11 protein-coding genes are annotated in these 21319 nt (G+C 65.0%); 1 reads left to right on the top strand and 10 read right to left on the bottom strand.

The window, feature by feature from the left end; translation table 11 throughout:
- Nucleotides 1–13: 13 nt before the first annotated feature.
- Both HEP74_RS05910 and HEP74_RS05905 read right to left on the bottom strand, forming a co-directional pair.
- A complete protein-coding gene (locus HEP74_RS05910; protein WP_185815614.1) occupies nucleotides 14–2215 on the bottom strand; it encodes a hypothetical protein in 2202 nt (733 codons plus the stop codon).
- A 37-nt stretch (nucleotides 2216–2252) separates the two neighbouring features.
- A complete protein-coding gene (locus HEP74_RS05905; protein ID WP_221893163.1) occupies nucleotides 2253–2495 on the bottom strand; it encodes a hypothetical protein in 243 nt (80 codons plus the stop codon).
- Nucleotides 2496–2944: 449 nt separating this feature from the next.
- Between HEP74_RS05905 and HEP74_RS05900 the strand changes: the two genes are divergently transcribed.
- A complete protein-coding gene (locus tag HEP74_RS05900; protein ID WP_185815612.1) occupies nucleotides 2945–4036 on the top strand; it encodes a sialidase family protein in 1092 nt (363 codons plus the stop codon).
- A 463-nt stretch (nucleotides 4037–4499) separates the two neighbouring features.
- Here the strand turns inward: HEP74_RS05900 and HEP74_RS05895 are convergent, their stop codons facing one another.
- The 8 genes from HEP74_RS05895 to HEP74_RS05860 form a co-directional block, all read right to left on the bottom strand.
- Nucleotides 4500–5219, bottom strand: a complete 720-nt coding sequence (locus HEP74_RS05895; RefSeq protein ID WP_185816520.1) for a copper homeostasis protein CutC — start codon at nucleotides 5217–5219, stop codon at nucleotides 4500–4502.
- 14 nt (nucleotides 5220–5233) lie between these two features.
- Nucleotides 5234–6283, bottom strand: coding sequence for a glycosylasparaginase (locus HEP74_RS05890; protein ID WP_185815611.1), 1050 nt, complete (start codon nucleotides 6281–6283; stop codon nucleotides 5234–5236).
- A gap of 221 nt (nucleotides 6284–6504) precedes the next feature.
- The gene (locus HEP74_RS05885; RefSeq protein WP_185815610.1) at nucleotides 6505–7080 is read right to left on the bottom strand and encodes a HEAT repeat domain-containing protein; all 576 of its coding nucleotides are present in this window, start codon (nucleotides 7078–7080) and stop codon (nucleotides 6505–6507) included.
- 60 nt (nucleotides 7081–7140) lie between these two features.
- Entirely contained in the window at nucleotides 7141–7464 is a 324-nt protein-coding gene (locus HEP74_RS05880; RefSeq protein ID WP_185815609.1) for a hypothetical protein, read from the bottom strand.
- Nucleotides 7464–12161, bottom strand: coding sequence for an RHS repeat-associated core domain-containing protein (locus HEP74_RS05875; RefSeq protein WP_185815608.1), 4698 nt, complete (start codon nucleotides 12159–12161; stop codon nucleotides 7464–7466). Before HEP74_RS05875 ends, HEP74_RS05880 begins: the two co-directional genes overlap by 1 nt.
- A gap of 133 nt (nucleotides 12162–12294) precedes the next feature.
- Complete coding sequence (locus HEP74_RS05870) at nucleotides 12295–12768, bottom strand: chemotaxis protein CheW (RefSeq protein ID WP_185815607.1); 474 nt, start codon at nucleotides 12766–12768, stop codon at nucleotides 12295–12297.
- A gap of 44 nt (nucleotides 12769–12812) precedes the next feature.
- The gene (locus tag HEP74_RS05865) at nucleotides 12813–14171 is read right to left on the bottom strand and encodes a chemotaxis protein CheB (RefSeq protein WP_185815606.1); all 1359 of its coding nucleotides are present in this window, start codon (nucleotides 14169–14171) and stop codon (nucleotides 12813–12815) included.
- Nucleotides 14158–21288 (bottom strand): Hpt domain-containing protein, encoded by a 7131-nt coding sequence (locus HEP74_RS05860; RefSeq protein WP_185815605.1) that lies wholly within the window; start codon nucleotides 21286–21288, stop codon nucleotides 14158–14160. Before HEP74_RS05860 ends, HEP74_RS05865 begins: the two co-directional genes overlap by 14 nt.
- Nucleotides 21289–21319: the final 31 nt, after the last annotated feature.

The following is a 21319-nucleotide window of genomic DNA, read 5'->3' as shown; positions in this document are numbered from 1 at the left end:
CCTTGCCCGGAGGTCACGGCTTGGCGGGCGGCGTGCGCCGCACCACGACCACCGAGGCGGGACCTTTGAAGCCATCCAGCGATTCCAGGCCCAGCGGATCGGCGTTGACCTCGAGCATGCCCGGCTGGCCGATGGTCGCCCGCCAGTAGCCGAGCGCGAGCTTGCGCAGCAGCGCGGCCACGGTCTGCAACAGGTCCACCTGCAGATCGTTCTGGTTGTTCGGCAGCAGCGTGTAGATCAGCAGCACCAGCATGCGCAGGTACTCGTGCTGCACGCCGGTATGCTCCACGCCCTGGCCATCGGCGCCGAGCAGATAGGAGCGCCAGTTCTGGAACACCAGCAAGCTGCGCACCATCGCCTGATAGCGCGAGGCGGCGGATGGGTCGTCGCCGGCGCAGTACAGGGTCAGCTTGCAGTATGTGTCGAACATGAAATCGTCCTGCGCCGGATCGTGGATCGGCGCCAGCGCGTCGGTCAGTAGCGGCTGCAGCGCGGCCCGGTTCTGCTGCAGCGTCGCGGCCAGATCCTCGGGCCGGCTGAGGCCGATGAAGGTGGCGACCTGCGCGCGGCTCAGCCCCTGCGCCTCCATGCTCAGCACCGCGTTGCCGACCGCCGCGAGCACGTCGGTATCGATGTAGCCGTCCAGATGCCGATAGCCGCGATTGAGCCGGTAGCCCTGCACCGAATCGAACAGCGCCGAGGCGCCGGTGATCGCGTTGCTGCCCAGGTTGGTGTCGAAGGCCAGCCACGGATAGCGCGACACCATGTAGCTGCGGTAGTAGTAGTCGTGGCCGAGACGGAACGCGTACAGCGGATTGTCCTGCACCAAGGCGCTGTAGAAGTCGGGCGCGGAAGGCGCCGATGGCTGGTCCAGCGCCTCGCTCAGCGCCATCACGTTGCGTTTGGCGTGGTAGCCGGCTAGCTCGCGCGACAACGGCGCATTGATGTCGAAACGGCGCAGCACGTGCCCGGCATGGCCGAACGCGGTATTGGTGAACAGTTCCTCGAACAGGCCCTGCGGCGTGGCGGTCCCACGCGTGCCGCGCGGCGTGTCGCGGCGCTTGGCCTGCGCCGCGTTCCAGGCATCGAGCACATGCGCGGACAGCGCCGAGTAGAACGCCTGGTCCGGCTCGCCCGCCTGATGGATGTAGTAGCCGGTAAGCGAGCGGTTCTCCGCGCCGAAGCCGCTGCCCTCGCCGCAATGGATGTGCACGATCGCGCGCAGCGCCCGCGTACCGTCGCCGCTGCCGAAGTTGCCGCGCAACGCATCGGCATTGGCCTGCAACCAGGCGAACAGCTCGCCGTAGTTGCCGACCTTGTTCTCCGCGCCCAGCAGATCCAGCCCGACGATGGTCGCGTAGCCGTCGCCCGGCCCGGCCAGCAACGGCTTGACCTTGTCGGTCAGATACTTGGTCAGCGCGCCATCGGGCATGTACTGGTGCGGCGTGTGCACCAGCAGGCGGTAGTCGGTGCCGTATTGCGCGTTGTACTGCTGCGCGAGCGCGGCCAGCTGCGGGATCTCGTCCTCGGTGGCCGCGCTCTGGGTCAGCAGCACGCCGTCCTCGCGCAGGTAGTCGAAGGTCGCGGTCACCCACAGCCGGTAGTCGGCCTGCTGCGTTTCGCTCCAGCTGCCATAGCGGGCCGGGTCGCCCTGGCACAGCTGCTTCACGAAATTCCCGCGCAGCTTGTAGGCATCGTCGAACGGGGTGTACTTGCTGGCGCTGTACAGCTTGTTGTTGAAGTAGCGCACAAGCTCGCGCAAGCGCGCGTTCGGTCCCGCCGCCGAAGCCAGCGCCGGGGCGACGATCTCGCGGCCGACCAGCGCATACAGCGCCGGCGACTGCGGCGGCAGGGCCAGTTCTTCCTGCAGATAGCCCGCGTTGGCCGCCAGCACCTGGCAGGCGATGTACAGATTTTCCGCCACGCACTCGGCGCGCTCGTACTCGGCGCGATTGGCCTTGCGCAGCAGCCGTGCGAACGGATTGCTGGCCGGATCGGTCATCAGCGCCAGCGCATAGTCGAACAGCAGCAGCTCGCCCTTGGCCAGGCTGTGCGCATGGTTGGGATAGAAGCGCTGCGCCAGCAACTGCGCCAGCGACGGACCGGCCGCGTCGTCCTGCTTGCGCTGGGTCGGCAGGATGCCGGTGAAGTGGCTGTGGTAATCGCAGACGTAGCGGGTCAGCTGGGTTTGTTCGGCGAGCTTGAAATAGGCCATGGCGGTTCCTTTGGGAAGAGACGGCGGCATCCGCCGCTTAGGGACGAGAATGAAAGCCAGATCGCTCGAAGTCCGCAGCGCAGCGCGAGCGGGAACGGCCGGCAGCGAGCGCGACACGTTGCAGCGCATCGATCGAATCGTCGCGCCTGGTCGGCGCCAGCGGCGCGCCGGGATGCCGCGTCGTGATCGGCGGCTCGCGGACGATCCGCAATGGATCGCGGTAAACCTCGGCCATGGCCGGCAGCGGCTGCGCACGCGTATCCCACGACGGCGCCAGCATCACTGCAATGCACGCCAGCGCCACGCACCATGCCTGACGCAGACGCGCGCGGCGCCGAATCCTGCAACGTGTCCATGCCGATCGGAAACGGGAGCGGTTTCCACCTGCCCTGCTGACCATGGCGATTCTCCGTTTGGGAACACGCCGCCATCGGCTCGCACATGCCTTGTCCGCGCAGCGCGCGGCGGGCATCGCGCGATGCTCGGCGACACTGTCCTAAACGCCGCCTTCGTCGCGATGTGAAAAAGGCGCGCCCGGCGGACGACTGGGGCGCGGCCTATGCGTGGCGCAGACGGGCGGGGCCAGCCAGCGGATCGGAGCGAGCGCGCAGTTGGACGGAGCAGTTCCTCGCAGTCGTCGGGCAACTGTTTGCTGCCAGCACCTTCAGAATTTGGTATTAAATTGATGATAAATTGGTATTCTCACAGCCGGCACAGGACCGGACCACCATGATGTACCCAACGCTGCTCCCGCTCCTGTCGCTGTTCGCCGTGCGCGCGATCGCCGCGCCTGCGCCGACCACGCCCACGCTCGGCCCGCCCTCGCCGATCGTCTACAGCGAATTCGTCAACGCCGCGGCGCCGACCGCGCAGTGCCATGCATCGACCCTGCTGGAAACCCGCGACGGCCTGCTCGCCGCGTGGTTCGGCGGGCGCCACGAGGGCGCCGACGATGTCGGCATCTGGGTCGCACGGCGCGACGCGCATGGTTGGCAGCCGGCGCAGCGCGTGGCCGACGGCAAGCAGCCGCAGGGCGCGCCGTTGCCGGCCTGGAACCCGGTGCTGTTCCAGCCGGCAAAGGGACCGCTGCGGCTGTTCTACAAGGTCGGCCCGGACCCGAAACGCTGGTGGGGCATGCAGATCACCTCCGGCGATGGCGGTGCGCATTGGTCTGCGCCCGAGCGCCTGCCCGAGGGCATCCTCGGCCCGATCAAGAACAAGCCGGTGCAACTGGCCGACGGCCGCATCCTGAGCCCGAGCAGCAGCGAGGACGCCGGCTGGGTCGCGCACATGGAGTGGTCCGACGACAACGGCGCGCACTGGACCCGCGGCCCGGCCTTGAACGACCCGGCGCGAATCGGCGCGATCCAGCCCAGCGTGCTGGTGCACGCGGACGGCAGCGTGCAGGCGGTGGGCCGCAGCCAGCAGAACCACGTGTTCAGCACCTGGTCGCACGACCACGGGCGCAGTTGGGGGCCGATGACCCTGCTCGACCTGGCCAACCCCAACTCCGGCACCGACGCCGTGGTGCTGGCCGACGGCCGCTCGCTGCTGGTCTACAACCCCACCGAAGCCGGCAAGGACTGGTGGGACGGCCGCGGCACCCTGGCAGTCGCCTTGTCCGCCGACGGCAGCCACTGGACCCGCGTGCTGACCCTGGAAGACAGCGCCAAGGACGAATTCTCCTATCCGGCAGTGATCCAGACCCGCGACGGCCTGGTGCACATCAGCTACACCTGGAAACGCACCCGCATCAAGCACGTGGTGCTGGACCCGAAGCGGTTGAGCGCGGCCGCGGCGCAGTCGGGCGGCAAGGAGTGAGGTTGTTCGCGCGGGCACCCAGCCAGCTAACCGCAAACTTCCTTGTAGGAGCGGTTTCAACCGCGACACAGACCGCGACGAAATAGCAGGCTCCGGCAGCCGTCTGTCGGGGCTGAAGCCCCTCCTACAGTGCACCCAGCCAGCCAATCGCAAGCTTCCCTGTAGGAGCGGTTTCAACCGCGACACAGACCACGACGAGGCAGCAGACTTCGGCAACCAGTTGGGGCTGATGCTCGTCCCACAATGCACACAGCAGCCCGGTCGCAAGTCCCTGTGGGAGCGACTTCAGTCGCGACGAACGGAGCCTGTCACCCCACCGGTTTGATGATCGGTCGGTGCGGAAGCTCCTCCTGCAATGTCGCGGACGCTGACTGCAACCCGCATATCGGCGGCAACCAGATCGCTCCGCCCCATTCGGTCGCTACGGGCGAATCACTCCCGCCCACAAACCACCAGCGCCCGACTACTCCGCCAGCAACGCCACCATCCGCCGCACCCGCTCCACATCGGTCTGCATGCGATCCCCACCCAGGCTGCGCACATGCGGATGCGGCATCAGCGCCCGCGACGCCAGCGGCCCACGCGCCGACCCATGGAACTCGCGCGCGCCGGTCAGCGCACGCAGCCGCGCCAGATTGGTATCGGATACCCCCGACCCCGGCATCACGCTCAAGCGCGTGCCGGCCTGCTTCACCAGTTCGGCGATCAGCGCAGCGCCCTCCTCCGCCGTCTCGCGCGCACCCGAGGTCAGCACCCGCTCGCAACCCAGCGCGATCGCATCCTCCAACGCACTCCGCGGATCGGCGCTGACATCGATGGCGCGGTGAAAAGTAACCCCGAGCGACCCAGCCGCCGCAATCAACACCCGCATCGTCGCAATATCCACGTCCCCAGCCGGATCCAGCGCCCCCAGCACCACCCCGTCGCACCCCAATCGCACGCACTGCTCCACGTCGCGGCGCATCGCCTCCACTTCCGCCGCGTCGAACACGAAATCGCCGACCCGCGGGCGGATCAGCACGTACAACGGAATGGTCAAGCGATCGCGCAGCACAGCAAGCGTGCCGAACGACGGCGTCAGCCCGCCGCCGTCCAGGCCGCCGCACAGCTCCACCCGCTTCGCCCCGCCGGCCTGCGCCGCCAGCGCCGAACCGATCGAATCGGCGGCCACTTCGAGTCCCATCGGCACGGCCTGGCTCATGCGGCCGGCTTCGCGAAATGGCTCTGCCCCGGCAGCAACAGATCCTGCCGCTGCGCATCGCAGACCGCGTAACTGAAACCGGGCTGGATCGCGAACGCGCCGACCTCGCCGCGCTTGTTCATCGCCAGGAAGCCAACCTGCAGGTCGCGAGTCAACTGCGGCTTGCGCCGCACGATGCGCATCACCACCTCGCGGCAGGCCTCGGCCGGGCTCTTGCCCTGGCGCATCATCTCCACCACCGCGAAACTGCCGACATTGCGGATCACCTCCTCACCGACGCCGGTCGAGGTCGCGCCGCCCACTTCGTTGTCGACGTAAAGACCGGCACCGATGATCGGACTGTCGCCGACCCGCCCGTGCATCTTCCACGCCATGCCGCTGGTGGTGCAGGCCCCGGACAGATTGCCGTGCGCGTCCAGCGCCAGCATGCCGATGGTGTCGTGGTTATCCTTGCCACCGGGCAGCGTGCCCTTCTGGTAGGCGCGGTTCTCGATGTTCGCTTCCGGCTTGTACTCCGATTTCTTCAGCCACTCCTTCCACGCCTTCTCCGACGATGGCGTGAGCAGATTGGTGCGTTCGAAGCCCTGCGCCAGCGCGAACTGCAGCGCACCGTCGCCGACCAACATGACGTGCGGCGTCTTCTCCATCACCCGCCGCGCCACCGAGATCGCATGCACGATGTCCTCCAGCGCCGCCACCGACCCGCAGCCGCCGGTGTGATCCATGATGCAGGCATCGAGCGTGACCCGCCCATCGCGATCGGGATAGCCGCCCAACCCCACCGTCGGATTGTCGGGGTCAGCCTCCGGCACCCGTACCCCGGCCTCCACTGCATCCAGCGCCGCACCACCGCGCGACAACACCTGCCACGCCGCCTGGTTCGCCGCGATCCCGAAGTCCCAGGTCGAGATCACCCGCGCCGCGCCGCGCGGCAGCGGCGCGATGCCGTCGCTGGTGGCGGCTCGTGCGCGCGGCAACGCGGCAGCTAGGCCGGTGGCGAGGGCGCCGAAGGCGGCGGTCTTGAGGAAGTGGCGGCGTTGGTGCATTGGGTGGCTCCGGCGCGGGGAAGGATGGCGCAGCGCAAAGCGCGCGCGGTTGGCCTTGCATCATGCGGCAGAGCGGGGTGGGATTGAATGGGTGATGCGTCATCGAATTGCCCGTGGCGAGTCAGACGCAGATCAACTACATCCATGGCTGCCGCAGGACGATCCATCTACCAGCATCCGATCACAGTGCGGCCAATAGCCGACTAATGATCTTCACTTTGTCAGTCAATAGAGTCCAATAGAGACTTGGCTGCCTGCCTAACATGGGCTGAGGGGTCATCAAGATAAGGACTTATGAGATAAGCACTATTAGACGAAATAAGCCCATCCAACTCATCAATTGCATTTTCTCGCACGATCGCGTCTTCATCATGAAGCCCACGCAACAACAAAGGCAAAGCTTCTTCACCCAGCCTGTCTTTTGCAAAGCGAAGGGTAGCGCCGCGAACAAACGGAGAAGGATGCTGCAGCTGCCACGAAACTGCAGACCAATCCGCAGCACCAATAAGCCTGAGTCCGTCAATAGCAGCAGCGACTATCAAAGGCTCATCATGGCTGATGAATTTTTTTATAAATGAATCACTTTCGGCAGAAGAAATTATTCCCAAGCCACATATTCCTGCACGCAGCCGTTTGACAGAAAGACTGTCTAGCATCATTTCCAATTGCTGCCGATATCCTGCCGCCAGCTGAACAGCGACAATATCGTAGAAATCGTCATCATCTGATATTTCACAAAAAAACAATGCCATTAATTCATCGAAAGATTTATCAGAAACCCTCAACGCAATCTCCATTGCGGCCCCTACCCGTCCGTAAAGCACTATCCGCCACAGATCATAGGTCCCAGACAGAAATCACTCTTCAACAAAAAACTTTATTTCATCTGATTTAATCTGAAGACACCCATCCACAAAATAAAAATACGCACCACCGCCTGCGGCCGTAGGCACCCAAGAATTAATATTTCCAGACCTTGAATTATTAATTATTCCCAAAAAATCCATGGAACAGGAGGAGAAAGCAACTCCAATAAACACTATTTTACCAACACTCCTCTCTTTACTGGAAGAAGATTTATAATAACGCAACCCAACCTCGATCGAACAATCACCAAATTCAAATGACACACGATCGATTATCGCATCATGCAGATCCAATTCTAGAAAATCAATCTCCATCAGCTTCCCGCTCCCGTTAAGGCACTAAATATTATTATAACAGCCCCACCAACATAAATTGCAGCTTTTGCACCAGCGCTAATTTCCGGCGATTGAACCATGGGAGAGTAATTTTCATTAGTGACTGACTGCCCTGAGAAACCGTTCCTTAGAGCACATTCTTTAATGGATTTAGGAGCATCATCCCATGTTCCGCCATGAGATTCTCCACCATATTCACCACACTCCCCCTCCGCACCTTTGCACTCCCAATGCAAGTGCCTTGCCTTTCTTCCTGTCTTCTCATCGTATGTAAAATCTATCCTTATCCTGCAGCCTTTTCCGCAATCTATCCAGCGACCAGAAGTATGCTTTACAAGGCCGAAGATATCGCTATAGCGAAATGGTGCAGCCTCAACATATGAGTAAGTGCTGAAGCCGCCCTCTAACCCAATGGGATCACTCTGCCCATACCGCCCGGTCCCGGGGTCGTAGTCCCGGAAGTAGTTCTGGTTGAACCCCGTCGCCGCATCGTAGCGCTGCCCCGGGAAGCGCATGTCGAACACGAACGCGGTGCCGTCCTTGTCTGGGTCTTGGTCCGGTGGGGTGTTGCCGAAGGCTTCGCCCTTGAGGTCCCATTTCCAAATCGCAACGTCGCGCACCGGGTCGATCACTGCGCGCGGCGTCCCCAGATGGTCGGGCTGCACGTAGCGCAGGCTGTTCTTGGCCAGTACGCCCACCGGCAGGTCGTCCAGCCAGATCGCTTGCTGCAGCGACGCGCCGTTGGCGTCGTAGTTGCCCAACCAGTGTCCGCTCTCGTCGTACAACGTGTAGGTGTTGGTCTTGTCCACCCGACGCACCTGTTCGCCGCGGCCGTTGTAGCCGTACTTCATCACCACCGTGCCCGCGCGCTTGGCCTGGCTCATCCGGCCCGTGGCGTCGTAGGCAAACTCCTGCGCCGTGCCGCCGATGGAGAGCGTGTTGCCGATCGCGTCGTAGGCACGGGCGGTGCCGGCCACCGCGCTCAGGCGGTGGTTGGTGGTCGGGTACGTGTAGCTCTGCGTGGTGGTGTTGACCTTGGCGCTGAGCCGGTTGCCGGTGGCGTCGTAGCTGTAGCCGTCGATCACCGTGCCGGTCGGGCCGTCCTTGAACGCGGTCAGACGACCCAGTGCATCGTAGTCCAGGCTGACCACCGGTGCGGTGTTGCCGGCGGCGGTCAGGGCGCTGAGGTTGCCGGCCGGATCGAAGGCGAAGCCGGTGCTCAGGCCGTCGCTGCGCGTGTCGCTGATCGCCAGCGGGCGGTAGTCCTGGTCCAGCACGCGCTGCATCGGGCGGCCGTTGCCGTAGGACCAGCTCGCCACCGGGCCGAACGGGTAATAGGTCGCATTGCCCAGCAACACCTGCCGCGGGCCGCCCGCCGGGGTCACGCCCACTTCCGTGGTCTGGCCCTGGGCATTGCGCACGTAATCCACCGCCGCGCCGTCGGGATAGGTCAGCCGGCTCAGCTGGCCGGCCTTGGTGTAGGCATAGCGCAGCACGAACACCTTGCCGTTGGTGGTCTGCACCTTGCGCACCAGATCGCCGAAGCGGTCGTAGCAGTAGTCGGTGGTGCCGGTGGTGTCCTGCATCCGGGCCAAGCGGCCGACCGCGTAGGTCTCGCCGCTGGCGCAGGTGGTCTGGCTCACGTCATAGGTATAGGTGACGTTGAGGCTGGTGGTTGGATACGCGACCTTGGTCAGCCGGTTCAGCGCGTCGTAGCTATAGGTGGTTTTGATGTTGCGCGCATCGGTCTGCGTGGCGCGGTTGCCGGCGCTGTCGTAGGTATACGTGGTGACGCCGGTGTCCGGGCTGGTGAGCCTGGTCAGATCGCCCAGGCCGTTGTAGGCGTAGGTGGTGTCCAGGCCCTTGGGGTCGGTGACCTTGGTCAGGTTGTCGAGTGCGTCGTAGCTGAACTTGGTCTCAGCATTGATGCCACCCACGTCCTGCAGCGTGCGCGCCAGGCGGTTGAGCGGGTCGTAGTCGTTTTGCGTCTTGTGCCCGAGCGCATCGGTGACGCCGGTGGTGTTGCCGTTGGCGTCGTAGCCGAAGTCGGTCGGGTCGCCGCTGGCGGTGGCCTGCGTGGCCAACTGGCCGAGCTGGTTGTAGACCCGCGACAGCGTGCGCTTGAGCGTGCCCGCTGCGTCCTTGGTGTCTTCCTTGACCCGGTTGCCGGCATTGTCCAGCATGTAGTGCAGGGTGTTGCCGGCGTTGTCGGCGATATCGGTCAGGCGGTGCGCCGCGTCGTAGGTGAAGACGGTGAACGCGCCGTCCGGCTGCGTCACCTGCTTGACCAGCCCGGTCGGCCAGTAGTCGATCAGGGTGATGCGGTCGTCGCTCTCGCTGGCGTCATCGGCGCCGCGGACCTTGCTGGCGGTCAGCCAGCCGCGCGGATGGTAGGTGTAATCGGTGATGGTGCCGTTGGCGTCCTTGATCGACAGCACGCGGCCGGCGCCGTCGTAGGACAGGTATTCGGTCACCTGGCCCAAAGCATTGGTGACCTTCCATAGATCGCCTTTGCGGTATATACACAGAGTGGCTACAGATGAGCACTCTGGAGCATCCGAGCCATAATACGCATATTTAATAGTATCTAATGTCCCATCCCTCGTACCATTCACCTGCTTTAACAGCCCCGCAAATGGGCATAGCGAACCAGCACCGGCAATATCCGAAGCAGTGCAATAAGTAAAAGCGCTCTGCCGAACACCTAATGGAGGAGTTGCACCGCTACCGCAAACATAGGATAAAGCAGGAGCACTACTGGGGTCTATCCGACATTCGAATACTTGCATTCCATCACTATCATACACATATTTAATTAATGAAACCGGCGTCCCCGACTGCAAAACTCGCCGCTCAGAAATCAAATTATTTTCTCCTCGAATGAGGATGGTCTTTCTTTCTGAAGAAGCACCCACTGCATCAATAGTCGTCAAAGAAGCCGACCCATCGGGCGCATCCTCATACGAAAAAGCATTAACAGTCCCGTTTCTATCTATGAATTGAAGTAGGCGCCCCTCCTCACTATAACTTCTAGCATCTGACCCGTTCGGACCTGCAATAGCTATAACTTGTTTAAAACTACCATCCCCTAGCGTATATTGGTAAACACTTCCTAAAGGCTTGGTTACAGAAGCGATACCACTTGAATACGATATTGCAGTTGTATCGACAGGTCTATCAGCCTCCAAAGAGCTACTGACAACGTGACCATCAGTGTCATATGCAAAAGACGCATATCGAGTGCCATTTTCGCTAATCCCAGTCAACAGATTTAGACGATCAGCAGGAGCTGCGCCTGATTCGTTGTAAAGGTAGGCTCGCTGAGTGCCATCTATATATCTCACCTGCGTCAAATTATCGCTCGCATCGTACAGATAGAAAGCCAATGCATCATCATCAACGTTAACAGAAATAAGTTTTCCGTAAGAGTCGTAGATGAATTTTAATTGTCGACCAGTTTTTTCAGTGGCCGCGGCAAGACGCCCTACTGAGTCATAAGACAGGGTAATGTCATGAATTGAAGAAGTGACAGAGAGCACTTCTTGCAACATCCCGGTCGGGCCATAAATCCGTCGCTCACCATCGCCGGTAGTACGTATCCAGCCACCATCAGGGCGCCTAGAAAGAAGATCGGAATAATTTCGCTGCCCACGGTATATGCCCTCCCCAACCTTTTTAAAGGATTCGTAATACCCCTCTTCACTCAGGAGATAAGGTGATATTCCTCCAGCCAAACCAATTTGCTCGACATAGCTATGCGTCCAGCCTGTTCCAACAGCATTATTTAATTGAACTTGCTTAAGGGAATGATAATAACGAGAAAAAGCTTTCCCACCAAATTCAAAATCTTCTTCTTTGCGAAACTTATCGCCAGTGGCTGGGAAGCACGGATTTTCATTCGCGGGGCAAGACTTGGTCTGACTAATGCCTGTATCCACAGAGCCACGGATCCATGCTACGTTCTGCCCAGCAGTACATAAATTGGGCCATATGGCAATATAATCAGGGTTGCCAGAGTCATTGTAAGGCGGATTAAAGCCCCATATCGGCCACATACCGGTCGGACAAATGTAGTATTGGGTTTTTATAAGCTGGTATTCTCTAGGCGAAGGCGTTGGATCATCCCATTCCGGACAAAAAATTGTATGCTTCAACCATCGACCTTCCGGGGTCAAAAAGTCCAATCGACCTGTATTTCCCGAGGCATAACTACGCACGAAGGGGTTACCATACTCACCTTCAATGCGAATGTTTGTAAATTGGCAGTTAGAATAAGTTCTCTCAAAATAAGCCTCGAAACTTTGCACCGCTTCGGCTTCATCGGCACAGGCCCCTGTTATACCTGAACTTTCTTGACAAAACCCAGGAATTGCTTCATACCCCCACCCTCCAACAAAATAGCCGGGAGCGCTGAAATAAATCGGAGGCCTATCGGGGGCTGTATATCGATAGCTGAATCTTTTTATCCCATTTACATCATCTACATAGGTTCCTTCACGACGCATGTATTGACCATATGCGTATTGAGAACGCATTTCTGCCTCGGCCCCCTCCAAACTATTGAAGCATACTGATTCATAGCAGTATCTCGACGGCTCAATGGCCATTGCTTTCGGCGCAAAAGCACTCAAGACAAGCATTGATGCCGCAAAAAACCGGAGCAGACCGTCACGCATCTCAATTCCTTTTTGCGCCTCAAAGGCGCCTATTCCAGTTAATTACCGATGTGACAAAAACCAATTAATCCACTTAACTTTCGCAGCCAAAGCGCGACACACATAACTTGAAACTACAATAAGCCGGTTAAATTCACCCAACCGAAAACCGCTCCCCAATCATCCCCTCGATCGCCTCCATATCCGGCAGCAGCGCACTCTGCTCACCCAGCAGCACGCGCATATGCACACCAGCGGGCAGGGTTTCTTCGGAGGCGTCAGCAAGCAAACCATCGCGCGGAACCGAGATCAGTTGCGGGAAGGATTGGGTGATCAGGGCGAAGTACGGCAGGTCGGGGTTGCCGCCCAACGCCTTCAGCACGACGATCTTGTTGTTGGAGGCGACGGTTTCGCTGCCCAGGCCGGTGAGGCGGGCGAACGAGAGCAGCGGGACCTTCCAGCCGTACCAGGCGATCTGGCCGAGCAGCCAGTGCGGGGCGTCGGGCAGCGGTTCGACCGGCACGCGCGACATCACTTCGGCGACGGTGGCGTTGGGCAGCAGCGCCCGCTCGCTGCCGGCCTGGATCAGGACTCCGCGGATTTCGTCGTTGCTGGCGTAGCTGCTCATGGATTACGTCGTCCTGGAACCGGGAAAAACGCGCGGGCGGCGGCTCAGCCGCCCCATCGCGCGGACAAGGCCTGCGCCAGCTGCACGGGATCGCCGCTGGGGTGGCCGTGGCTGATCAGCTGTGCGGCGGCAGCCGGGTCGTAGCAGCCGTCGCCGGTCTGGCCGGCGACCCAGGCGCCTTGTGCGGCGAGCGCGAGAACTTCTTCGACCTGCTGCGGGTCGCTGCCGCTGAGCAGCAGCACGGCGCTGTGCGCGGCCGGCAAACCGCCGACCACCGAGGCGCCGGCCTGCTGGGCGACGAAACGCAGGCCGGCGGTTTCGCCGCTGCGCACGCCGACGTCGTCGGGCAGGATGTAGACGTTGCCGACGCCGACCGCCTGGCCGGCTTCGGCCAGCACCACCGGCAACGCGGACACGCGCGCGATCTGCTTGACCAGGTTGCCGTAGCGGCCGCCGTCCAGGCGCAACTGCACCAACAGCGGTTGCGGGAAATCCGCCGGCAATGCGGCGAGCAGGCGGCGGATGGCATCGGGACCGCCGATGCCGGCCATCACCAGCACCGCGCCCTGCGCGACCGTGACTGCCGCGGCGGCATTCTCGGTGGTGGGCTCTTCCTCGGAATCCAGCGCGACCAGCGACAGGCCTTCGGTGGAAATCTGCATCTGGCTCAGCGGCGCGCGCGCCTGCACCACCAGCGGCGCGTCGTCGTCCACCAGCGACCAGGCGCTGGCCGGCAGCGGCGGCGGTGCGCTGGCCGGTGCAGCGGCGGATGCCGCCTCGGTCGCCGTCACTGTTGCGGAGACCGCAGCAGGCGTGGCCACATCGCCGGCAGCGATCTGATCGTGCGAGAACTGCAGATCCTCGAACCCGGGCGCGACATCGGCTGGCGGCTGCCAGGCATAGAAGCTGTCGCCGGGCACGGTGGTGGCGAAACTGGCCGCTTCCTCGACGTGGAAGCCGATCGGCGCGCCTTCGTGCAGTTGCGCCGGGGTGGCCGGCAGGCCCGGTTCGGGCTGCAAACCAGTGTCGGTTTCGCGCCCCGGCGGCAGCACGTCCTGGTGGCCTTGCAGCTTGGCCGCCAGGTGCCGCGCCCAGCGCTGCGCTTCCCAGCCCTCGCGGCGCGCGGCCAGTTCGGCCTCGTCGAAGATCACGGTGAGGCCGGGCAGGTCCAGCGCCGCATCCAGCCGTTCCAATGCGTCCTCGATCGCCGGTTCCAGCGCGATCAGCACCGCATCGGGCGCGGCGTCGGCCAGGGTCTGCGCATCGATCGCGCCGGGGTCGTCCTCGAGCACGATCGACGCGCCGACCTGGTGCAGCGCCTCGCGCAGGCGCTCGCGCGCCTGACCGGGACGCGCCAGCAATGCGACCGGGGTACCGCTGGCGGCGCCGTCATTCGCGAACACGGGCGATCCCCAGCAGGTCGTACACGTTGCGCATCAGATCCAACTCTTGGTAAGGCTTGCCCAGGTAGCGCTGCACGCCGATCTCGAAGGCGCGCTGGCGGTGCTTTTCGCCGCTGCGCGAGGTGATCATCACGATCGGCACCGATTTGTAGCGGGGGTCGGCGCGCATCGCGGTCGCCAGTTCGTAGCCATCCATGCGCGGCATCTCGATATCCAGCAGCATCAGGTCGGGGACGCGTTCGTCCAGACGCTCCAGCGCCTCGATGCCGTCGCGGGCGACGATTACGTCGAAGTTGTGGCGTTCCAGCACGCGGCCGGTGACCTTGCGCATGGTCAGTGAATCGTCGACCACCATCACCAGCGGCACGCGCCGCTGTTCGGTCGGCGCCGCTTCCACCACCGGCCGCGCCGGCTGCGCCAGGTAGCGGCGCACCAGCGGGGCGACGTCCAGGATCACCACCACGCGGCCATCGCCGGTGATGGTGGCGCCGTAGATGCCGGGCACCGAAGCGATCTGCAGGCCGACCGGCTTGACCACGATTTCGCGGTTGCCGAGCACCTGGTCGATCGCCACCGCGGCACGCAGGTCGCCGGCGCGCACCAGCAGCAGCGGCACCTGCGCCTGGCCTTCGGCGCGTGCCGGTGCCTGGCCGACCAGCGAGCCGAGGTCGTGCAGCGCGAATTCCTCGCCGCTGTAGTGGTAACCGCCGTCGGCCGCTTCGAAACGCTCGCGGCTGATGCGGCCGATGCCGCTGACCGAGGCCACCGGCACGGCGAAGGTGGTCTCGCCGATCTGCACGAATACTGCCTGCGTGACCGCCAGCGTCTGCGGCAGGCGCAGGGTGAAGGTGACGCCCTGCCCCCACACCGAGTGGATATCCACCGAGCCGCCGAGCTGGCGCACTTCGTTGCGCACCACGTCCATGCCCACGCCGCGGCCGGCCAGCTGGCTGACCTGGTCGTAGGTGCTGAAGCCGGGAGCGAAGATCAGCGAATCCAGTTCTTCGTCGGACAGCGCGGCGCCGATCGCGATCAGGCCGCGCTGTTCGGCGCGGTGGCGGATCGCGTCGCGATTGAGGCCAGCGCCGTCGTCGGCCACTTCCAGCACGATTTCCGAGCCTTCGCGGCGCAGCCGGATGGCGATGCTGCCCTCCTCCGCCTTGCCCGCGGCGCGGCGTTGTTCGGGCGTTTCCAGGCCGTGCGCGACCGAGTTGCGCAGCATGTGTTCCAGCGGCGCGATCATGCGGTCGAGCACGTTGCGGTCGAGTTCGCCGTGGGTGCCTTCCAGGGTCAGATGCACCTGCTTGCCGGTCTCGCTGGCGGCCTGCCGCACCACGCGGCGCAGCCGCGGCACCAGGCCGTCGAACGGCACCATGCGCGCGCGCATCAGTCCGTCCTGCAGTTCCGAACTCACGCGCGACTGCTGTTGCAGCAAACCGTCGTACTGCCGCGCCAGGTCGTCGAGCACGCCTTGCAGGCCGCCCAAGTCGGCCGCCGATTCGTTCAGCGCGCGGCTGAGCTGCTGCAGCGTGGAGAAGCGGTCCAGTTCCAGCGGATCGAAGCTCTGCTGGGTCTGGTCCTGTTCGCGCTGGTAGCGGGCGACGATCTGCGCTTCGGTTTCCAGGTCCAGGCGGCGCAGCTGGTCGCGCAGTCGCGCATTGGTGCGATCCAGTTCGGACATCGCGCCACGGAATGCGCCGAGCTGCTGTTCCAGCCGCGAGCGGTAGATCGCCACTTCGCCGGCGTGATTGACCAGGCGGTCCAGCAGGTCGGCGCGCACGCGCACCTGTTCCTGCATCGGCCGCGCGATCATCGACTCTTCGTCGAGCGTGCCGTCCACCGGCAGCGGTGCCGACAGCGGCGCCGGCGCCGGTGCGGGCACCGACTCCGGATCGACCGCGGCCTGGATCATCGCCGCCACATCCGCATCGGTCTCGGTATTGGCAGCAGTGTCGATGCCGTCAGCGGCGAACGGCAGGCTGCGGCCGTGGGCGCGCGCGTCGAAGCGGCCGATCAGATCGAACGGCATCGCCACCGCGCGGTGGTTGCCGGTGAGGGTGAGCAACTGATGCAGGCGGTCGAACCCGCGTTCGAGCAATTGCACGTCGCTGCGATCGAGTTCGGTGCGGTTGGCGGCCACCGCCTCCAGCAGCGATTCGATGCCGTGGCCGAGGTCGCCGATCGGGTTGACCCCGGCCATGCGCGCGCCGCCCTTCAGCGTGTGCAGGTCGCGCTGCAGGCCGGCGAGCGCGTCGCGGTCCTGCGGCGCGGCGCGGAGCTCGGCGATCAGGCGGTCGCAATGGTCGAGCAGGTCCTTGCCTTCCTCGACGAAGATATCGACCAGTTCGCGGTCCAGATCGGCGAAGTCCAGCGGGCCGAGGTCGACCGCGGCCAGGTCGACGGATTCGGCCGAGGCGGTGTCGTGCTGGGTGGATTCGGCGAACGACGGCGCGTCGGCGACGTCGGCGGGCACGTGATCCGCGTCGTCAGTCGCGGTGTCGGACGGCTCGGTGATTTGGGCGTGTGCCGGCTCGGCATCCGTGTCCGCGGGGTGCACCGCGTCGCCCGCATGTTCGGCGTTGTCCGATGTGAAGTCGGCAATGTCGCTGGTTTGCGGGTCGTCGGCGTGCGTCTCGTGGGCATGCGGCGCTTCGACCGGTGCCGGGTCGGAACCGGTGTCGCCTTCGTGCCCGGCATGGTGCTCTGGCGCGTCGGCGGTGTCGGTCGAATGCGTGTGTTCGATGTCGGCCGTTGCGCCGAGCGCTGCGTCCGCTTCCGCATCGGCAGATTCGGGTGCGGCATCTTCGGCGTGCGGCGTCGGCGCGTGATCGTGCGCGTCGGTCGCCTCGACCGCTTCGGCGTCGGCCGGATGCGTTTCGATGTCGGCCTGCGCGGCGTGGCCATCGACGTTCTGGTCGATGGTCTCGTGCTGCGATTGCGCTGCGGCATCCACGTCGTCGTGCGCGTGCGCCGCGGTGTCGGCATGCGCCGCCGCGTCGTCCGCCACGGGCAGCGGCTCGGCATCGTCGTTCGCCGACACCGGCTCGCTGCCGTGCCAATGCGTGGACGGCTGCACCGGCTCTGCGTTGAACGCATACCCCTGCGGATCGCGCTCCTGGTCGTGCTCGCCCTGGTCGTGCTCGCCTTCGACCGGCTCGCCTTCGGTGTGCCCGGCTTGGTCGTGCGCGCCTTGCGGGTCTTCCTGGTGCTCGTCGTGATGAGTTTCGTCGTGCGTCGCGCCCTCGTCGGCCGCTACGTCCTGCTCCTGCGTCTCGACCGTCGCTTCCACAGGCGGCGGCAGCTCGCTGTCCGCCGGCACGCGCTCCTCTGCCAGCGGCGCCTCGACGGTCAATTCGTCGAGCTTGCCGTCCTGCGCCAGCAGTGCCTGCTCGTCGGCGTCGATCGCGACAGGTTCGCTGTCGGCTGGCGCGGCGGCGACCGCGTCCGCTTCCTCTGCTGCGCCGTCCGCATCGTATGCAACGTCGGATGCGGCACTGTCGCGCTCGTCGTGGGCGGATGCGTCGTGTACGTCGAACGCAGGCGCCGACGATCCCATGTCGTCGGCAACTTCTTCGCTCGGCACATGCGGATGCGCGGCATCGAATGCCGATGGCGCGTCGGCTGCAGGCGCCACCGAGGCATCGGCATCGGCGCTTTCGGCGACAGGCGCGGCGGCGGCGTGATCCGCATTGGTGCTGCCGGCCGCTTCGAGATGGCGGGCATCGCCCAGGTACGCCGACAGGTCGTCGGCCGAGGTGAGTTCCACCGCCTGCAGCAACTGCGCGTCCAGCCCGGCATCGGCGTGCGGCTGCGGTTCGTCCTCGTCTTCTTCGTCGTGCGCGATCGAAGGCCACTGCACTTCCGGCAGCGTGGCGACCAGGGCCTGCAGGCGCTGCGCCAGTTCGGTGAACGGCGGGATCACCGGCGACGGCGCCTGCAGTTCCTCGATGGTGGCGGCGATGGCCTGCGCGGCGTCGTCGAGCGCACGCACGCCGTCGGCGTCAGGCACCACGGCGGCGGCCAGCAGGCGCTTGACGTAGCTCTCGGCCGGGCCGGTGACGTCGGTGATTTCCGGCACGTCGGTCATCGCGAACGCGCCGCTCATCGTGTGCACCGCGCGCAGCAGCGCCTCGGTGGCCGGCTGCGGCGCATGCTGCAGCCAGTCGCGGACCGTCTCCAGGTGCGTGCCGACCTCGGCTTCGAGGATCTCGCGCAGCACGCTGTCCACCGAGGCCGGCGTGCCGGCGCGCGGCGCGGCAACGGCCGGGGCCGGCGCGGCGGCGAAATAGTAGGCGTCCTCGCCTGCCGCGATTCGGTCGGCGACGGCCTGGATCGCGTCCAGATCGGCATGGATGACGCCGTGCCCGCGCAATGCGGCGTTGAGCTGCGGCAACACCTCGTAGGCCAGTTCGACCATGGTCACCACGGCCGGGCTGGCTACGCGGGTGCCATCGAGCACGCGATTGAGCATGCCCTCGATCTTCCAGCTGAACTCGCCGAGTACGCGCGCGCCGACCAGCCGGCCGCTGCCCTTGAGGGTGTGGAACACGCGCCGGATCGGACGCAGGCTTTCCAGGTGATTCGGCGAGGCGCGCCATGCCGGCAGCAGGGTGCCGAGGTTGACCAGTTCCTCGTCGAATTCCTCGAGGAACACCTCGCGGATGTCGGCGTCGATCTCGCCACCGTCGTCCACGAAGCCGCCATCGATGGCGACCGGCACGGGCGCCTCGGCTGGCGCTTGCGCGTGCTCGGCATCAGGCTCGGCCGCGCTGGCGGACTCGCTAGCGGCGGGCGCGGCGACATCGAACTGTGCGGCAGCGGCGTCGAGTTCGGCGAGGAATGCCGCCGACGCGGCATCCAGTTCGATCGGCTGGATGCTGGCCTTGTGCACGCCGGGCGCCGGCGCTTCCGGCTCCGGGGTCGGCTCCGGCCAGGCCAGGTCCACGAACGGACTCTGTTCGGCGCCTGCATCGGCGTCGGTATGCTCGGTTTCGCCGGCATCCGCGTGCGGGGCTGTGTCGCTCTCGGCCTCGGCCACGAACACGGTATCGCTCGACGAAAGGTCGATGGTCGGCGTGGCGGGCTCGGCGACCGCGTCGCTGTCGTCGTCGGCCAAGGTCGCCGGCGTTTCGTCCCACGCGATGCTGTGGACCTCGTCGGACGCGGCATCGGCGAAGGCCGGCGCATCCTCCAGTTCGATCACCAGTACATCGTCGTGGACGTTGTCGGTGGGTGCGGCCACCGGGGCGTCGACGACGACCAGGGCCGGATCGTCGTGCGCGGCGGCGGCTTCGAGTTCGGCGTATTCGGCGGCCACCGGGTCGAAACCGTAGTTGGCAGGCGCTTGGTCGATCGCGGGCGCAACCTCGCCAGGCGCGACGGCCTGCTCGGGCGACGCTTCGGCACTCTCCCAACGCGACGCATCGCCTTCCAACGCCAGCGTGTCGGTGCTGATCTGCAGCGGCTCGACGGTGGTCGACCATTCTTCCTGTTCGGCGGCGACCGGATCGAAGCTGATCGGCGACGAGGCGACGACGGACGCATCGGCGTTGTCCGCAGCATCGGCCGCCGCGACGGACGGCTCGGCGTCGATGCGCTCGGCAGCCTCGGCGTTCGCGACGACGTCGGTGTCTTCGTGCAACGTCCACTGCGGCGCCTGCAGCGTCTCGCCCGGCAGCGGCGGCGGCACACTCGCGGCGATCGGCGCGTCAGCGACCGGCGCCAGATCCCAGGACGGCACCGGCGGCGGCGCGGACACCGTCCTCGGCACATCGGCCACGTCGTCGGCCGACGCGGCATCCAGCTCCGCCACGGGCGCGAGCGACGGCGCATCGGCCGCCTGCGGCACCACGCCCTGCGGCGCCGGCACCTCGCTGGGCAACGGCCAGTAGCGCAGCGTTTCCAGGCTGGTGCGGGTGATGTCGAGGATTTCCTCGCGGCCCGGGCGGCGCTCGCGCAGCGCTTCCAGGTAATACTCCAGGCTGGCCATCGCATCGGCCAGCGTGTCCAGCTGGCGCCCGCTGGGCACGCGGCGCTTGCCGATCAGTTCGGTGGCCACGTAGCGGCGCACACCTTCCAGGTAATCGGCCGGTTGCGGCAGTTCCAGCATGCGCAGCGCGCCGGCGACCTCGCCGAGCAGGCGCGGCACTTCGGTCAGGCGCTCGTGTTCCCAGTTGGTCTCGATGAAGGCGACGAAATGCTCGCGCGCAGCGGCGAAATTGGCGATCGCCTCGTGCGCCAGCACTTCCACCGTGCGCCGCGCCTCGGCGGCGCTGGCATCGTCGTGGATGCCGGCGCTGGCGCCGAGATAGGCGACCTGGTCGTCGAGCGAGGCATCCACGTACAGCAGCGCGCCGGCGATATCCAGCAACAGGCCCTCGTCGGCCTGGCGCTCGCCCTCGACGATGCTGCGCAGCGCATCGCGCTGCTGCACCACCACGCCGCGGGCCACGCCCAGGCCCATCACGCCCAGGGTGTCGGCGACGCTGCCCAGTTCGTCCACCTGGGTCTGCAGCGCGGCGACGTCGCCGCCGGTGCGCAGGTGCAGGTCGAGCGCGTCCTTGACCCGCAGCAGTTCTTCCTTGATCGCGGTGCCGACGGTGTCGAGCAGTTCGCGGTTGCGGCCGCTGAGGCTGCCACGGGCATGGTCCAGCTCGGCCTCGGTGGCGGCGCTGGCGTCGGGCGACAGCGCGAACAGCGCGCCTTCGCTCAGCCCCGGCTCGCCGCGCGAGGCGCGTATTTCGTTGAGCAGCGGCAGCAGCACGATCGGGATGTCGCGATGGCCGTCCTGCAGACGCTCCAGATAATCGGGCAGCAGCACGGTGCCGCGCATCAGCGTGGCGCAGGCCTCGTCGCGGTCGGGCACCTGGCCGTTCTGCACGGCGATGGCCAGCAGTTCCAGTTCTTCGGCGACCATCGCCGGCGCGTACAGTTCGACCATGCGCAAGGTGCCCTGCACTTGGTGCAGGTAGCCGGCGCAGAAGCGCATGCGGCTGGTGTCGGCCGGGTCCTCGACGAAGTATTCGATCTCCCCGCGCACCTGGCGCAGGGTCTCGTCCAGCTCCGGCTTGACCCAGCCCAGGGCGGCATGGCTCATCGCATCGCGCAGCGCGCTCATCGCGGCGCTCCCGCGGACGGCCACGCGCCGC

Origin of the sequence: Xanthomonas sp. SS, assembly GCF_014236835.1 — a bacterium.
GTDB lineage: Bacteria > Pseudomonadota > Gammaproteobacteria > Xanthomonadales > Xanthomonadaceae > Xanthomonas_A.
The sequence above is the reverse complement of the archived record's forward strand: the minus strand, read 5'-3'. Positions and strand labels throughout refer to the sequence as shown.

Bases quoted from the DNA above. Each gene is read 5' to 3' on its own strand.
- HEP74_RS05870 (WP_185815607.1), bottom strand. From the start codon at position 12,768: ATGAGCAGCTACGCCAGCAACGACGAAATCCGCGGAGTCCTGATCCAG.
- HEP74_RS05905 (WP_221893163.1), bottom strand. From the start codon at position 2,495: ATGCTGGCGCCGTCGTGGGATACGCGTGCGCAGCCGCTGCCGGCCATG.
- HEP74_RS05890 (WP_185815611.1), bottom strand. From the start codon at position 6,283: ATGCACCAACGCCGCCACTTCCTCAAGACCGCCGCCTTCGGCGCCCTC.
- HEP74_RS05860 (WP_185815605.1), bottom strand. From the start codon at position 21,288: ATGAGCGCGCTGCGCGATGCGATGAGCCATGCCGCCCTGGGCTGGGTC.
- HEP74_RS05875 (WP_185815608.1), bottom strand. From the start codon at position 12,161: ATGCGTGACGGTCTGCTCCGGTTTTTTGCGGCATCAATGCTTGTCTTG.
- HEP74_RS05900 (WP_185815612.1), top strand. From the start codon at position 2,945: ATGATGTACCCAACGCTGCTCCCGCTCCTGTCGCTGTTCGCCGTGCGC.
- HEP74_RS05910 (WP_185815614.1), bottom strand. From the start codon at position 2,215: ATGGCCTATTTCAAGCTCGCCGAACAAACCCAGCTGACCCGCTACGTC.
- HEP74_RS05885 (WP_185815610.1), bottom strand. From the start codon at position 7,080: ATGGAGATTGCGTTGAGGGTTTCTGATAAATCTTTCGATGAATTAATG.
- HEP74_RS05895 (WP_185816520.1), bottom strand. From the start codon at position 5,219: ATGGGACTCGAAGTGGCCGCCGATTCGATCGGTTCGGCGCTGGCGGCG.
- HEP74_RS05880 (WP_185815609.1), bottom strand. From the start codon at position 7,464: ATGGAGATTGATTTTCTAGAATTGGATCTGCATGATGCGATAATCGAT.